At 56.8% G+C, this 13,959-nt stretch carries 14 protein-coding genes and 1 pseudogene; 6 read left to right on the top strand and 9 right to left on the bottom strand.

Annotated elements, in window-relative coordinates; translation table 11 throughout:
- Positions 1 to 448: 448 nt before the first annotated feature.
- The 8 genes and pseudogenes from H7847_RS24930 to H7847_RS24895 form a co-directional block, all read right to left on the bottom strand.
- Positions 449 to 2,542 carry a PQQ-dependent dehydrogenase, methanol/ethanol family gene (locus H7847_RS24930; protein WP_227272202.1) on the bottom strand — a complete coding sequence of 698 codons (2,094 nt, stop codon included), beginning with the start codon at positions 2,540 to 2,542 and terminating at the stop codon, positions 449 to 451.
- A 27-nt stretch (positions 2,543 to 2,569) separates the two neighbouring features.
- Complete coding sequence (locus H7847_RS24925; RefSeq protein WP_227272201.1) at positions 2,570 to 4,309, bottom strand: AMP-binding protein; 1,740 nt, start codon at positions 4,307 to 4,309, stop codon at positions 2,570 to 2,572.
- A 72-nt stretch (positions 4,310 to 4,381) separates the two neighbouring features.
- On the bottom strand, positions 4,382 to 5,317 hold the full coding sequence (locus tag H7847_RS24920; protein WP_227272200.1) for a helix-turn-helix domain-containing protein: 936 nt from the start codon (positions 5,315 to 5,317) through the stop codon (positions 4,382 to 4,384).
- Positions 5,318 to 5,809: 492 nt separating this feature from the next.
- Entirely contained in the window at positions 5,810 to 6,085 is a 276-nt protein-coding gene (locus H7847_RS24915; RefSeq protein WP_227272199.1) for a hypothetical protein, read from the bottom strand.
- 9 nt (positions 6,086 to 6,094) lie between these two features.
- A complete protein-coding gene (locus tag H7847_RS24910; RefSeq protein WP_227272198.1) occupies positions 6,095 to 6,373 on the bottom strand; it encodes a hypothetical protein in 279 nt (92 codons plus the stop codon).
- Positions 6,370 to 7,368 (bottom strand): hypothetical protein, encoded by a 999-nt coding sequence (locus H7847_RS24905; protein WP_227272197.1) that lies wholly within the window; start codon positions 7,366 to 7,368, stop codon positions 6,370 to 6,372. Before H7847_RS24905 ends, H7847_RS24910 begins: the two co-directional genes overlap by 4 nt.
- 162 nt (positions 7,369 to 7,530) lie before the next feature.
- Positions 7,531 to 7,686: pseudogene (locus H7847_RS27290) on the bottom strand (hypothetical protein); the annotation flags it as partial.
- A complete protein-coding gene (locus tag H7847_RS24895; RefSeq protein ID WP_227272196.1) occupies positions 7,683 to 8,426 on the bottom strand; it encodes a hypothetical protein in 744 nt (247 codons plus the stop codon). The gene H7847_RS24895 and the pseudogene H7847_RS27290, both read right to left, overlap by 4 nt.
- Positions 8,427 to 8,841: 415 nt before the next feature.
- On the opposite strand from H7847_RS24895, the gene H7847_RS24890 reads away from it, so the two are divergent.
- From H7847_RS24890 to H7847_RS24875, 4 genes are read left to right on the top strand one after another with little or no spacing between them, the layout of a single operon-like run.
- A complete protein-coding gene (locus H7847_RS24890) occupies positions 8,842 to 9,342 on the top strand; it encodes a recombinase family protein (protein ID WP_455115536.1) in 501 nt (166 codons plus the stop codon).
- A gap of 10 nt (positions 9,343 to 9,352) precedes the next feature.
- On the top strand, positions 9,353 to 10,963 hold the full coding sequence (locus H7847_RS24885; RefSeq protein WP_227272204.1) for an IS481 family transposase: 1,611 nt from the start codon (positions 9,353 to 9,355) through the stop codon (positions 10,961 to 10,963).
- Positions 10,964 to 10,980: 17 nt separating this feature from the next.
- Positions 10,981 to 11,955 (top strand): ExeA family protein, encoded by a 975-nt coding sequence (locus tag H7847_RS24880; protein ID WP_227272194.1) that lies wholly within the window; start codon positions 10,981 to 10,983, stop codon positions 11,953 to 11,955.
- Positions 11,952 to 12,329, top strand: a complete 378-nt coding sequence (locus H7847_RS24875) for a hypothetical protein (protein WP_227272193.1) — start codon at positions 11,952 to 11,954, stop codon at positions 12,327 to 12,329. Before H7847_RS24880 ends, H7847_RS24875 begins: the two co-directional genes overlap by 4 nt.
- 27 nt (positions 12,330 to 12,356) lie before the next feature.
- Here H7847_RS24875 and H7847_RS24870 read toward each other — a convergent pair whose 3' ends face one another.
- Positions 12,357 to 12,758 carry a hypothetical protein gene (locus tag H7847_RS24870; protein WP_227272205.1) on the bottom strand — a complete coding sequence of 134 codons (402 nt, stop codon included), beginning with the start codon at positions 12,756 to 12,758 and terminating at the stop codon, positions 12,357 to 12,359.
- On the opposite strand from H7847_RS24870, the gene H7847_RS24865 reads away from it, so the two are divergent.
- The gene (locus tag H7847_RS24865; RefSeq protein WP_319799795.1) at positions 12,744 to 13,130 is read left to right on the top strand and encodes a Tox-REase-5 domain-containing protein; all 387 of its coding nucleotides are present in this window, start codon (positions 12,744 to 12,746) and stop codon (positions 13,128 to 13,130) included. The genes H7847_RS24870 and H7847_RS24865 overlap by 15 nt on opposite strands.
- The gene (locus H7847_RS24860; RefSeq protein WP_227272191.1) at positions 13,115 to 13,903 is read left to right on the top strand and encodes an immunity 52 family protein; all 789 of its coding nucleotides are present in this window, start codon (positions 13,115 to 13,117) and stop codon (positions 13,901 to 13,903) included. The genes H7847_RS24865 and H7847_RS24860 overlap by 16 nt, the downstream gene beginning before the upstream one ends.
- Positions 13,904 to 13,959 lie beyond the last annotated feature (56 nt).

Below are 13,959 nucleotides of genomic sequence, written 5' to 3'. Positions count from 1 at the left end.
AAGCGGAAATCCATCGGGGCTCGCGGTGACGATATATCGGGCCGCTCACAGAAGCCGGATATACGTCAGCAATCGTGATCCTGAACCAGACCAACCAAAACCGTTGCAATAAGGCGGGGTCCATATACATCCACACACGCTATTCGCTACTCCTGCAACCCTTAGACGCCAACAGAGGCCCGCCCTGGTACACTCCTGCCGTTCGGTTCCTGCTCGCCAAGCTCAGTTCAATAACGCTTTTGTCAGGATCCCTCAGCGCAAAAACTCTAGAGACAGTCGGTTTTGCCGTGCAGACGTTTTGAATTGCCGTCAAAGCTTTGCGCACGTCTTGGGCTCAAATCTGGCTCACAGGTACTTGGGGCTAGCTCGACCAAAACGGATGAGCCAGTCTGGCCGGAGCGCTTGAGGACATATCCAAACGGGATGTGCCCTCTAAGCTTCCATTAGGTTATTGCGATGCGCCACGTACCGCGTCCGCGGTACCTTGAATAAACGCGAGGATTTTCTGGACATCTGTATCGTTCAGATGGGTATCGAACCGGGGCATACCATTGTGGATGCCTGCGCCCTCAAGCACCCAGGCATTGGCGTTGGTCAATGCCTCAGGCGTGGAATAGCCAAGGTTCGGGATTGCGCCCCCGTTATTGACACCGGGCACGCCGTGACAAAACAGGCAGTTGGATACGTAGTTAGCCAGTCCAGCTTCAACGTTTGCCGGATCATAGGGCACGCCTGCGATAAGCTCGGTCCGTTCCGACAGTTCGAAATTCGGCATCTCTGCCATACCGCCGACGCGGAAGGTAAAGACGCGGCCCGGTCCCACACGCTCGGTTGCCCGCTGCATCAGACCGTAGACGCCACCCCATCCCACCGCGATGGTGACGTATTGGGTGCCGTCTCTTTCCCATGTCATGGGTGCTGCCACCACGCCGGACGTCACAGGCGTTTGCCAAAGCGTTTCGCCCGTGGCCGCATTGTAGGCAATGAACCGACCGTCAGCGGTACCTTGGAAGACCAGATTGCCCGCCGTCGTCAGTGTGCCGCCATTCCAGGGAGAGACGTACTCGGCCCGCCAGGCTTCACGCTGATTGACGGGGTCCCAGGCCAGCAGATGACCGAAGGGCGTCGCCTCTGGGGCTACGACGTTGAACAAATAACCAAGGTTCCAGCCCAACCCCGACATCGTTGACATCGGCTGGTGGGAATTCAGAGACCAGCCTGGATCGGTCGATTGAACGAGTGGCACGCCCTGCGCTGGGATGTAGACCAGGCCGGTATTGGGGTTGAAGCTCATGGGGTGCCAGTTGTGCGCACCATATGCTGATGGCACCGTTTCGAACGGCTCGTCTTTTGATCGTGCTGCCGGGTTTTCGATGGGACGACCGTCCTCCCCATACGCTTTGGCCCAGCTGGTTTCGACGAACGGTTCAGCCGAGATGAAGGTCCCGTCGGTCCGGTCGATCACATAGAAAAACCCATTTTTCGGGGCCTGCATGAGGACCTGCCGCATCTCTCCGTCGATCTCCAGATCGGCCAGGATTATGTGCTGGGTCGAAGTGTAGTCCCACGTGTCGCCGGGCGTGTTCTGATAGTGCCAGACATATTCGCCGGTATCGGGATTCAGTGCCACGATGGAGGCAAGAAACAGGTTGTCACCGCCCGCAGGGCTGCGCAGGTGCCGGTTCCAGGGGGAACCGTTGCCCGTCCCGATATAGAGCAGGTTGAGGTCCGGATCAAACGCCATTGCGTCCCAGACCGTGCCGCCGCCCCCGGCTTCCCAGTAGTTCGCGGAAGGGTCCCAGGTCTCTGCTGCCATCTTCATGGCGTCGTTCTCGAACGGTTTGCTCGGGTCGCCCGGGACGGTGTACCAGCGCCAGGCTTCATCGCCCGTGGCGATGTCATAGGCCGTGATGTAGCCGCGCACCCCGTATTCCGCGCCACCGTTGCCGATGATGATCTTGCCATTGATGACCCGCGGCGCCCCCGTGACGGTATAGGACATGTCGCGGTTTTCGATTGTGTCGACCCTCCACACGCGTTCACCCGTGGCTGCGTCGAGCGCGTGCAGGTAGCCATCGTAGGCCGCGACATAGACCTTGCCATCATAGACGGCGACACCCCTGTTAACGACGTCGCAGCAGCCCTTGCTTGCGAACTCGCCCGGAACTTCGGGGTCATACACCCAGAGTTGCTCGCCGGTCAGCGCATCGAGCGCGTGGACCACGGACCAGGAAGCGGTGACATACATGACACCATCGACGACAATTGGCGTGGCCTGCACGCCGCGCCGCGACTGAAGGTCATAGGACCACTCAAGCCCGAGTTCGCCCACGTTGTCGGCGGTGATAGATGCAAGCTGTGAATAGCGTGTTTCGGCATAGTTGAGGCCGTAGTTCAGCCAGTTCCGGTCATGGCTGTCATTTGCGATGATGGCCGCAGTGTCAATCGGCCCGACTGCGGCCCTAATCTGGTCTTCTGAAATCGTTTGGGCCTGTGAGACGCTGGCTGTCACACCAATTGCTAGCGCAAAAATATATCGCATTCGTTCTCCTCCCTATTGGTTGTTTTGCTAGGCTGTGTTCGCGATGCTCACTCCTAGCTCTTCGATCATGGCGTCGCGCATGATGAATTTCTGAGGTTTGCCCGTCACGGTCATTGGCAATTCCTCTTTGAACCGTACCAACGCAGGTACTTTGTAATGAGCGATACTGTCGCGACAGAACGCGCGGATTTCGTCCTCAGTCATGCTGGCACCAGAGCGGGGTACGACCCAAGCGGCGACAATTTCGCCGAACTTTGCATCCGGCACGCCGAAGACCTGAGCCTGGCTGACGCCGGGGTGGGTGTAAAGGAATTCTTCGATTTCCCGCGGAGAGATGTTTTCGCCCCCTCGAATGATTATGTCTTTGAGGCGCCCCGTGATGTTACAATAGCCTTCGGCATCCAACGTGGCCAAATCGCCGGTATGCATCCACCCTTCGGCATCAATCGCTTCGGCTGTCTTTTCAGGTTCTTCCCAATAACCCTGCATCACCGAATAGCCCCGGGTTTGCAATTCTCCTTCTTCGCCGACCGGGACAGGCAGCCCTCGCTCGTCGACAACCCGCACTTCCAAATGCGGTTGCACCCGACCCACGGAAGAAACGCGCTTGTCGAGAGGCGTGTCGATGCTGGACTGGAAAGACACCGGGCTGGTCTCTGTCATGCCGTAGGCGATGGTGACCTCGCTCATGTGCATGTCCTTCTGGACCTTCTTCATCACTTCGATCGGGCACGGCGATCCTGCCATGCAGCCCGTGCGCAGGCTTGAAAGGTCGAAGCTGTCGAACGCCGCGTGTTCCAGCATGGCCACGAACATGGTGGGCACACCGTAAAGTGCGGTGCAGTTTTCGTCCGACACTGCCCGCAGCGTTGTTTCGGGATCGAACCCCTCGCCCGGGACAACCATTGCGGCCCCCTTGGTGATGCACCCGAGGGTGCCCATGACCATGCCAAAACAATGGTAGAAAGGTACTGGGATACAAAGACGATCCGCGTCGGTCAGACCCATGGCGGCGGTGACGAAATTGGCGTTGTTGACGATGTTTCGGTGGGTCAGCGTGGCTCCTTTGGGCAGGCCGGTGGTGCCAGAGGTGAATTGGATGTTGATCGGATCATTCTGGCTCAGTCCGGCGCTGATGGCGTCAAGCTTTGCAATGTCTGTCTCGGCCCCCTTTATCTCGATGTCTGCGAATGTGAAGCAGCCGGGATAAGGCCCCTTGCCACAGACGATGACCGAGCGCAGGTCTGGGAGATTTCCGGCCTCAAGCGCACCTGCGGCCGAGTTCGCAAGTTCGGGTGCGGCGTCTCGGATCATCTCGACATAGTTCGAGCTTTTGAAACTTTCCGCCAGGATCAGCGCTTTGCAGCCCGTCTTGTGCAGGGCAAACTCCAGCTCAAAGACGCGGTAGGCCGGGTTGATGTTCACCAGAACGGCACCGAGTCGAGCGGTGGCGAACTGTGTCAACAGCCACTCGGACCGGTTGGGCCCCCACATACCAACCCGGTCACCCTTTTCGATCCCGATCTCCAACAAGCCGCCTGCCAAGGCATCGACCCGCCGGTCAAACTCTTGCCACGTCCATCGCACTGCTTCCGCCGGGAAGACGGCCGCCTCTGCCTCGGGTCTTGTCGCAACACATGCCTCAAGCAACGCAGGGATCGTGAGCTCAAGAAGTGGCTGGTCTGTTGGCCCGGCCACGTGTGATGTTCCGCCCTGAGGCGATCGGCCCAACGCAGTCGGGGCCATCGCGACATCGGTTTGTGCCATGCTTTCCTCCCTGGCCAAAGGCCGCCCGTCAGCAACTCTTCTTGGGTATCGACGGTACTCCCCATCGATCTCCTAAATCTTGGACTTTTGCGCCATCCGCGCCTCAGTGCGGGCGTGATAGGCGCGCGGCGTCATCCCAAACCGGCGTAGAAACCCCCGGTTGAAGTTCGACAAATCCCTGAAACCGGCCTGGAAGGCGAGCGTTGCGATGCTTCCGTGCGCCGATGGCAACCGATCAAGCTGTTCCGTTACGAACCGGTAGCGTTTGCTCCGCAACACCTCTTGGAAACTTGTACCTTGGCAGCAAAAAACACGTTGGAGCTGGCGGGTGGAAAGACCGATCTGTTTTGCAAGCCAAGTCAGCGACAGCGCCTCGCGTCCAAGGTTGAGGTCTATAAGCTCGAGTGCCAGTGCATACCGACTGGCGTTGTTTTCCGATACAAGATTTGCGATGTCTTCACCGGGCCGTGAAAAGCCATGATGGACCAGATCAAACAGTAAATCGGCACGCCCCGACGGCCCCCTGTTGTTCAAGACCCGTGCCAGTTGGCGATGCAGAAGCTGCGAGGTCAACGTGCCTCCTGCCAGCGGCGCGCCGATTTGCGGCGCAGCCCCCCGTTCGCTCAAGAAAGACTGGCGCGGTAAGTGAAAAGAAAGAAACCGGCGCCGATCCCGCAGGTTCTCCAGTGTCCCCTCTTTCGTGGAGTCTAGCAGGATGCAGTCACCGGGAGCCAACACCGTATACCGTTCGTTGTGGGAAATACCAAGCTCGCCATCAACCTGCATCACCAAAAAGATGTGTTCTGCTTCGTCCTGCCGAATTCCCCGCCGATCGCGCACGATCCGGTCGATGTCATCCGAAATGTCCGCCACATCAAGCGTGTCATAGCCCCTTACGGTTATGCGACCGGAGACGTCTTCTTGTCCCTTGTTCGGGACACCAAAATAGCTGCCACAGATTGCGGCCAGATCATCGTTCCAAACCTCAAAGGGCGTTGCTTGGCGCACTTGGACGTCCTCCTGGCTTGTAGCGTAGCAGTCTGTTCCCTTACGTAAAGAGTGGTCATGTGCTGCGGGCAACTTGCGTTGGGTCGATCTGGAGTTGCAGCAGTGGGATGATGCCCCTCCGCGAGGATCGGCAATAGTTCTGGCAGTGATGATAGTGGGTTTCAAAAGCCGAAGCTGACACTTGTTGCGGTGCACAACTTGGGAGGTGTGAGCTCGTCGCCGAGCTTGGATGCAGCGCGGCAAAGGTATTCACCTGCGCGAGAGGCATATCACGGCCCTTACCGGACTCTCAGCGCCAATGCCGGATGCTGCAGTCGCATCCCGCAATGCGAACATTCGCTTAGACCAACCGCATTGGACCCAAATTCGAGCTTCTACGGCGACAAAATGTACTTTCTCGCAGGGTTTCGGCACCTTAACGAAGCTCGTTGACGACAGGTTTGTCATCGCCCGAGACATGTCGGGCGCGTAGACAGTTGCCCTATCAACCCATCACGGCATCGGGCCATCCGAGAAAAGAAAGTGATGAAACTTTGCGAGATAATCATAAAACTCAACATCGGTATCAAAGCTGATCTCTGTACGATCCTCATATTCCGAAGCCGTAAGCTCTCTTTCGGCCCGGACATGATCAAAATTTGAACGGAAGCGCTCGGCCCACTCACCGCGCGCGTCGATCTCTTCTTTTAACAGTGGGGGACCATATACGTTGCCTCCACCATAGATGAACATATCATCCAGCCATGCCTGGGTTCGCAGATCAACCACTACGCCGACTCAGTCCCATGCAGGATATGCTCCTTCACTGAACAGATAATCATACACTCGTCGAAGATGATCATACAGCTCTTCGTCAGTGTCCAAGCTTACGGCCGTCAAGTCTTCCCAGGTTTCAAATGTATATGGCCGTTCAACCAAAACTCGTTTGAATTGCTCCTTTAATCGTCTGTCGGGCTCAGGCTTACGCCCCAAGTTCTGTTTCGCTGTTTCTGGGTCGAAGTGGTTGGCGTTCAAATAGAAGTAAGCCAAGCCTTCAAATTCCTCAAAACCCTTCATCTCAGCGCCTCCGGAAATAGCGTGATCAAAGCAGGTTCACTCGCCACGAGTTCGCCGTTCAAGTCCCGCGGAAACTTGTAGACAGCCACGATGGAGCCATTCTCAAAATCGACATCCACATAGCCTTGTGGGTTTTTCACTGACCCAAAACGGGCCACGCCTTCAACACGCTGCGCTGAGTCCGATCCAAGAACATCCTTAATGGGCAACCTCACAGAGAACCTGCCTTCCCCGTTTATCTCAATATTACCAACTTGTTCCATGCGCCTCCCGCGCGATGGATCTGTCAGCCATTCCAGAGCCAAATTACGTGCTTGATCATAGTCAGGACTGCGCCGTACGAAAGCCTCTGCCGCAACGTAATCCTCCCGATCAATGATCCTTGAGGCATTTCGGGTCGGGGGATGAGCGACCTGAGATGCCTGAAGCGGATCAGTGTGGATCATAGGATCTTCGTTCCGCATCACCCGATCAATCAACATCTGACGAGTCACATCTCCATCATGTCGTTGAGGTCCGTGCCCTTGGTCAAAGAGTTCTGCATAGCGCTTATTGGCAATTTGTGTAATCTCGCGACGGCGCGTGTTGATCATATCGTCAAATCGATTGCGACCAGCACGTAGAGCGTTCAGAGCCGCTGTCGGACGCAGCCGGGTCAGGTTGATCCCCAGCTTTGCCGCACCCGCCGTGAAGGCCGTTCCACCAAGAAGAACCGACGCATCGAGGTAAGCCACGTCTTCATAGGCGCGCAGCAAGGCTTCTTCACTGGTCAGGCCCAGGCGGTATTCAAGGTCAAGCAAGCGGAGCTCTGCGTGCTGCGCCTCGAAATAGGCAACCGCCTCCTCGGCGATCTGCTCGGCCGTCTCACGATCCAGCTCCGCCAATCGTTCCAGTGCATCAAGGATATTTTGCTGCGCGGTCAACCGTTCCTGTTCTTCCTCATCCGTGATGACACCGAACAGACGCCGATATCCGAGATAGGAAAAACGGAGCACATCGTAGGTGCCAGTGACCGTGCCAACCAGCGCGTCCTCACCGGCGCGTGCGAGACCTCTGCCTTGTGCATCCGATATGCGATCCGCCAGGTCCGGTGAAACCGGGCGACCTGTCAGAATGGTCTGTCCATTGAGAATGGCCGGTTCTGCGTAGCACCGGCAGTTATGCGCTTCACCCGGCAACCCATCCGGAAAGCCGTGATCCCATGGAAATACACGGTCATCCCGCTCGGCATGGCTGGACCGGACCTTTGAATCGTCAGCAGATCGCCAGATGTAATGCGTGACGCCCCCTGTCCGTTGCCGCGCCTCGTTCAGTTCGTTCTCAAGGCTGCGACATCACGGATGTAGCTTTCCAGAAGACCGGTGATGAAATCGTCAGTCAACCGCTCGCTCATAACGACCGTTCGCATTGCGTTCACGCAGTCTTTCACCGCCCAATATGGGATACTGGGTCCATCGGCGCCCTGTAGGTTGTTCGCGCGTAAGTGCGAACTGTCGCCAGGCAAATCACCGACAAGGCGTATCCACTTTCGAAGGCGGCGGGTTGCTTCATAGATGAGCCGGTTGCCCAAGGTTGGAAACTCAGCTGCAATGTCTACACGGTCATCCGTAACGTCGTGAATTGCCTCCAGCTCCCGAACGATGACTGACATGTACATAAGCCACATATGATCAGGGACGTCTTGCCGAGCCGCTGATGTCACCATGATGTCAAAGAAGTGGATGGTGTTGTAAGTCGGGTCAGACAATAATTCTTCGTCATCTGGGCAAGGATCGTTGAGCAGTTCTGCGTAATCGCGATCAGCGCGGATTAGGCGCGCGGCCTCATCTCCTACAGGCTTCCATATCCCATACTTTGCTCCGACCTTTGCATCACCGAGGAAGCCTGTGAGTAGGACGCTCTTTGGTTCAATTACAAATCCAAACGGGTGGGCGCAGTTTTGGGTCGCTTTCAGTTCCTTGTAGAAATGGCTAGCCTTGTCGTTGACCGCATCTCTAAAGAACCGGGTTCGAAATTCATCATGCTCCCATCCCATGCGATCCATCAGTTCCATCGCAAAGTCCGGCTTTAGGCGCACCAGTAGCTTCCGGACACCTTCGGATTGAAGGACTAGGTGTAGCGAACTGCAATCATCTGTATCTTGAACTGCAAACATCGTGATTTTTCGACCGGATTATCTGCGTTTATCCGGGGTACGAGAACCAAATTGTTTGCGACGAGACCGCAATCATCGGCACCGAACCACATTATGTGCGACTGGGCAGTTCAGCAAACGAGGGTTTCCCAGACCGTGTTTGGCTAGGGGTTTCCCGGTTTGATATTGTTGGGGAGTTTTGTCTGTTTACCGCGTCTTAAAATCACCGTATGCATTTGAGTAATTGTATTGAATATTCAAACGGTTTTTCATGCTCATTGGTTACGCACGCGTATCGACAGAAGATCAGAGTCTTGCCTTGCAGCATGACGCTTTGCGCGCGGCGGGGTGTGAGCGCATTTTCGACGATAAAGTGAGCGGTGCTAAAAGCGAACGCCCAGGTCTGGTCAAAGCGCTTGAACTGCTTCGGGATGGCGACACGCTGGTTGTTTGGCGGCTGGATCGGATGGGTCGTTCTCTCAAAGACCTGATCGAACGCGCTGAAGAACTCAAGGACATGGGTGTTGGCCTGAAAAGCCTGCAGGAATCCATCGATACGACAACAAGCGGCGGCCAACTGATTTTCCACATGTTTGGCGCGCTCGCGGAATTTGAACGTAACCTCATTCGAGAACGCACCGAGGCTGGCCTGAGGGCTGCACGGGCACGCGGGCGTAAGGGTGGCCGGAAGAAAGCGCTGGATCGCAAGAAACGGGTTCATGCAGTGGAGCTCTATCGCTCCCGGAAACACACAGTGCCGGAGATTTGCAATCTGATGGGGATCTCGCGGGCCACGCTGTATGCCTATGTGGACGAGTTTACCGATGTCAAATAGAGGCATCAGCATCCCGGCCGAAACGCTGTTGGCGCTGCGCACCCGATTGGCGGGATTGCCGCCGCGGTCAGCCACGCGGCGGAAAGAGATTGGCCGGATCGCGGAGCTCTTTGGCGTCAGCGCGTCCACAGTCTATCGCGCCCTCAAATCCTTGCACCAACCAAAGGGTCTTCGCCGAGCTGACCGTGGCAAGCCACGTGGGATCCCTGAACACGAACTGGTGCGTTACTGCGAAATCATTGCCGCACTGAAAATGCGGACGAACAACAAGAAGGGGCGGCATCTCTCGACCAACCGGGCGATCGAGGTTCTGGAAGAGTATGGGGTGGAAACGCCTGATGGACATGTGCAACCGGCCAAAGGCTTACTTAGGCCAACGACGGTGAATCGCTGGCTGCGGTCGTGGGGATATGATCGGCCACGAATGATCCGGGCGACACCTGCCGTCCGGTTTGAGGCGCGCTATTCCAATGCTTGTTGGCAATTTGATATCAGTCCATCAGATCTGAAGCATATTCCGCAACCAGCTTGGGTAGACCCGAAACGCGGTCAGCCGACGATGATGCTGTACAGCGTCGTGGATGATCGCTCCGGGACCTCCTATCAGGAATACCGCTGTGTCTACGGTGAAGATGCCGAAAGCGCGTTGCGCTTCCTGTTCAATGCCATGGCACCCAAGGACGATACCCCATTTCAAGGCATTCCGGAGATGATCTATCTCGACAATGGGCCAGTTGCGAAAAGCTTGGTCTTCCAATCTGTGATGGAGCGGCTTGGCGTGAGCTGGAAAACGCACATGCCTGCCGGATCAGACGGTGCACGGATCACCGCGCGTTCAAAAGGCAAAGTAGAGCGACCCTTCCGCACCGTGAAGGAAGCCCATGAAACGCTTTATCACTTCCACACGCCTGAAACCGAAGCGGAGGCCAATCTCTGGCTGAGAAACTTCATCAGCAATTACAATGATAAGCCGCACCGTCGCGAGCCGCACAGCCGGATCGAAGACTGGATCGCCAATCTGCCGGAGACCGGCATCCGTGAGATGTGTTCCTGGGAGCGCTTCTGCGCCTTTGCTCGCGAACCGGAACGCCGAAAGGTTGCCTCGGATGCGCGTGTATCGATTGAAGGCACCTTTTATCAGGTTGATAGCGATCTGGCAGGCGAAGAGGTTATGCTGTGGTGGGGCCTGTTCGATCATGAGCTGTTCGTGGAATGGAATGCCAAACGCTATGGTCCTTATCGGCCTGACGGCGGGCCAATCCCGCTGCACCGATATCGCAAGCGCAGGCCATCACCACGTGAAAAGCGTGCCGAAGCTATCGCAAAACTGGCGGAACAAATCAGCCTGCCGCGTGCAGCGCTGAGCGGCGCGGATTTAGCGGCGGTACCAGCTGAAGTGGCGCCACTGCCAAGGGTCAAGTTCACCGACCCTGACCCGTGGGGCCAGGTTGCCTATGAAAACGAGCTCAGCGCGCGACGGGGCATATCTTATTTACTGGACCGGCCGCTGGCGGAGCTTTCCCCGGAAGATCGTACATTTGTCAGTGATCTGGTTGGGCAAACACTGAACAAAACTGAGATTGAAGCGGCCATCAAAACCCGCTTCCGGCGCGGGACATAAAGACAAAAGGCGAGCAGATGTTGAACAGGCAAGTCATGCAGCATTTCCACATCGCGCGCGCCTGGAAGCAGGCCGGATACTTTGAAACCGAGCGCCTGGTCCAATTCCGCGAGGATGTAATGGCAGCCATCATGGCTGGTGAACTGATTGCCATTTCGGGCCCAATCGGTGTCGGAAAAACTGCCATGATCAATCGCCTTCAGGATCAGATCGTCGCAGACAAAAGGATTATCGTTGCGCGCAGCCTGTCGGTGGACAAGCCGCGGGTGGTCCTGCCATCCCTCATCACAGCGCTGTTTCTCGACATCACCGGCGACCCGGACATGAAGGTTCCAACTCAGCCCGAACGTCGAGAGCGGCTGCTGCAGGAAGCTGTCCGCAAGGCCAAGAAACCCATCGCGCTCTTCATTGATGAAGCGCATGACCTGCATGGTCATACACTGAACGGGCTGAAAAGACTTCGAGAGGTCATTGGTGCAGGCGGTGGTACGTTGTCTGTGGTTCTGGTCGGCCATCCCCGACTTCACAATGACCTTCGGCGCGCGACAATGGAGGAAATCGGCCATCGCACGACAAAGTTCGCGTTCAGCAGCATCGGCGACGAGCGCCGCGAATTTGTATCCTGGCTATTGCGACAGTGTCTCGCCGATGGCGTTGATCCGTCAGATGTCTTTGACGACGCGGCACAAGATTATCTGGCCGAACGCCTCTCTAAACCATTGCAATTTGCCGAACATCTGAACCGCGCGTTCACTGACGCGTACCGTATGGGCGCGGACCAGGTTACGCGTGACATTGTTGAAGAAACCATCTCGGTTGGGTTTGATGATCTCGATGCGCGACTGTCCCGGATCGGCTACACCCCCAAGGCGCTGGCTGACCTCACGGATACCCGCCTGCCGGAAATACGGCGTTTCCTCAAAGGACAGCTGGACACGGACAGGACCGACGAACTCTCCACTCTGATGCGCGGGGCGGGGCTGCCGATATGAGTATCAAGCTGAATGACGCGCTCTGGGGCCGCATGCGGGCTTCGGTTGTCGAGAAGAATGACCATGACCTCGCCGCAGTGTTCCGAGAACGAAATACCGAGGAGGTTGATCATCTGTCCGACGAGCAACTCCGAGCCGCTATTCGCGAAGCGCGAGAGGCCGCGTTTTCTTTCGGTATCACCGACACAAAGCTGCGCATGCGTTTCATCATGCTGGGCGTACTCAGACTGCCACGCTTTTGGCAGGACCCGACCATCGCGAACATGCTGTCAGCCGGCACCGGCACGCCGGACATCCGGTTTGGCGATGTCTGCGCGATGTTCGCCATGTCAGCGGAACGTGCAGATAAGCAATCAGGGGTCTGGTGGTCATGAGCGGGCGCGGCAATCTCATTAAAGAGTTTATTGAAGCCATTGAGCGCGCATTCCGGGGGCCGGTCCCCGCACCAAGACCCTCTCCAGCGCCAGCCCCGGCACCACCGCGGCCTGCACCCGCGCCGACACAGCCGCGGCCAAACCCGACGCCACCGCGTGATCCGCAGCCCCCACGCCCGCGGCCCGTGCCGCCACAGGATACCCAGACCGAAACGCAGCCTCAAACCCAGACAGAGCCAGAGGCCGCGCCTGACGGACAAACCGAAACCGAGGGTGCCACCCACCAAGCTCGAAGACGACCCGCACTGCGAAACCTGCCCCGAATGCGCCGCAAGGGATATGGGGGCACCGGAAGCGCGCCCGGCTCCACAAGAACGGCCAGATCACAAGCGAGGTTACGATTATCAGCACTTCGTGTGCCCGTGGCATTGGTACCACCCGGAAGCCGCACAAATCGAGGAATGGGTTTTCTCAGTTGTCGATTTTGATGGCCTGCATCCGGCGGCGTGCCATTTGTACGAGGCCAAGCATGGATATGAAAGGTTTCTGGAAGATGACTGGGGAGGCGGCGCGCCAAAGCTACGCAGATGGATTCAAAACTCTAAAGGATTTGATGCGTTTGATCGCATCGTAACCCAAGGGCGCAACCAACATACCGCCGTTGCCCCTCACTTTGGTGAAGTAGAGCTGACTTGGGTTTTCAGCCATATGATTACGCGGCTCTATGTGGGTGATCTTCTTTTGAGGGAGGTTGAAGGCTGGTACCACGAAATGGAGGCGCGCACATGGGAGCGTGGTTAGAAAGATGGTTAGCCGCAGGAAAGCCGATTGACCTAGATCTGATGGCAAAGCTGACGCCGCATCGCTATGGGCATGAGTACCAAGACTTTGAAGATGGGGCCCGCGATTTTCTGCGGCTACTCCGACTCGCCGATCACTTGCCGATCTGCGGCTTAGGATGGGCACTTGCCGAGCATAGTTTATGGGCGCAAGAAAACGAGTATCTTGCGGCGCAGATAAGCCGTGGCGCTAGTTTTGAATACGCTGATAGCGGTGGCTTCGCGAGAATACTGGATAATGCTTTAGGCAGATATGGTATCGATGAAACGCATTATGAGTTTAAGCACAGATGGGGAGACTTAAACAATCTAAGCGTTGAATTCGACCGCTTTCACCCCGAATATCCCAAATATAGTATTTCCGCCGAGCAAGTCATCGCTCTCGTAGAAGTCATCACGCGGTGGAAACGCCCAATGCATCTGGAATGTGGCCCTTTCGATTATTTTCGGGACCACCACCCGCTGGACCGGGCACGGCGCGGCATTCGCTGGGTCGGCTGGGTACCCTTCGCGCTCAATCCCTCTGACGTGCCAGAGGCCGCGCGTGTGCAGCAGATGAACGGCGGCACATTGATCGCGACGCAAATGGACTTCTGGCAGTGCTTCGAACACCATCCGCTGTATTCCAAAGAAGCGATTGAACGCGCGCAAGAGGTCGAAATCCGCCTCAACCTCCTCGGTGTTTTGCCGACCGCAGTGGAACTCGACCGTGGCGACTGGGGGGTAGTAAGATAGGCGACTTCAAACCAGAATTCGTATTCCTTCTGCGGGATGAAGACCTGCCAAAAGAG

Origin of the sequence: Roseobacter weihaiensis (assembly GCF_020622345.1) — a bacterium.
Classification (GTDB): Bacteria; Pseudomonadota; Alphaproteobacteria; order Rhodobacterales; family Rhodobacteraceae; genus Roseobacter; species Roseobacter weihaiensis.
The sequence above is the reverse complement of the archived record's forward strand: the minus strand, read 5'-3'. Positions and strand labels throughout refer to the sequence as shown.

Coding starts and splice junctions, on each gene's coding strand:
- H7847_RS24930 (WP_227272202.1), bottom strand. CDS start 2,542: ATGCGATATATTTTTGCGCTAGCAATTGGTGTGACAGCCAGCGTCTCA.
- H7847_RS24925 (WP_227272201.1), bottom strand. CDS start 4,309: ATGGCACAAACCGATGTCGCGATGGCCCCGACTGCGTTGGGCCGATCG.
- H7847_RS24910 (WP_227272198.1), bottom strand. CDS start 6,373: ATGAAGGGTTTTGAGGAATTTGAAGGCTTGGCTTACTTCTATTTGAAC.
- H7847_RS24895 (WP_227272196.1), bottom strand. CDS start 8,426: ATGGAACTGATGGATCGCATGGGATGGGAGCATGATGAATTTCGAACC.
- H7847_RS24880 (WP_227272194.1), top strand. CDS start 10,981: ATGTTGAACAGGCAAGTCATGCAGCATTTCCACATCGCGCGCGCCTGG.
- H7847_RS24875 (WP_227272193.1), top strand. CDS start 11,952: ATGAGTATCAAGCTGAATGACGCGCTCTGGGGCCGCATGCGGGCTTCG.
- H7847_RS24870 (WP_227272205.1), bottom strand. CDS start 12,758: ATGCCACGGGCACACGAAGTGCTGATAATCGTAACCTCGCTTGTGATC.
- H7847_RS24860 (WP_227272191.1), top strand. CDS start 13,115: ATGGGAGCGTGGTTAGAAAGATGGTTAGCCGCAGGAAAGCCGATTGAC.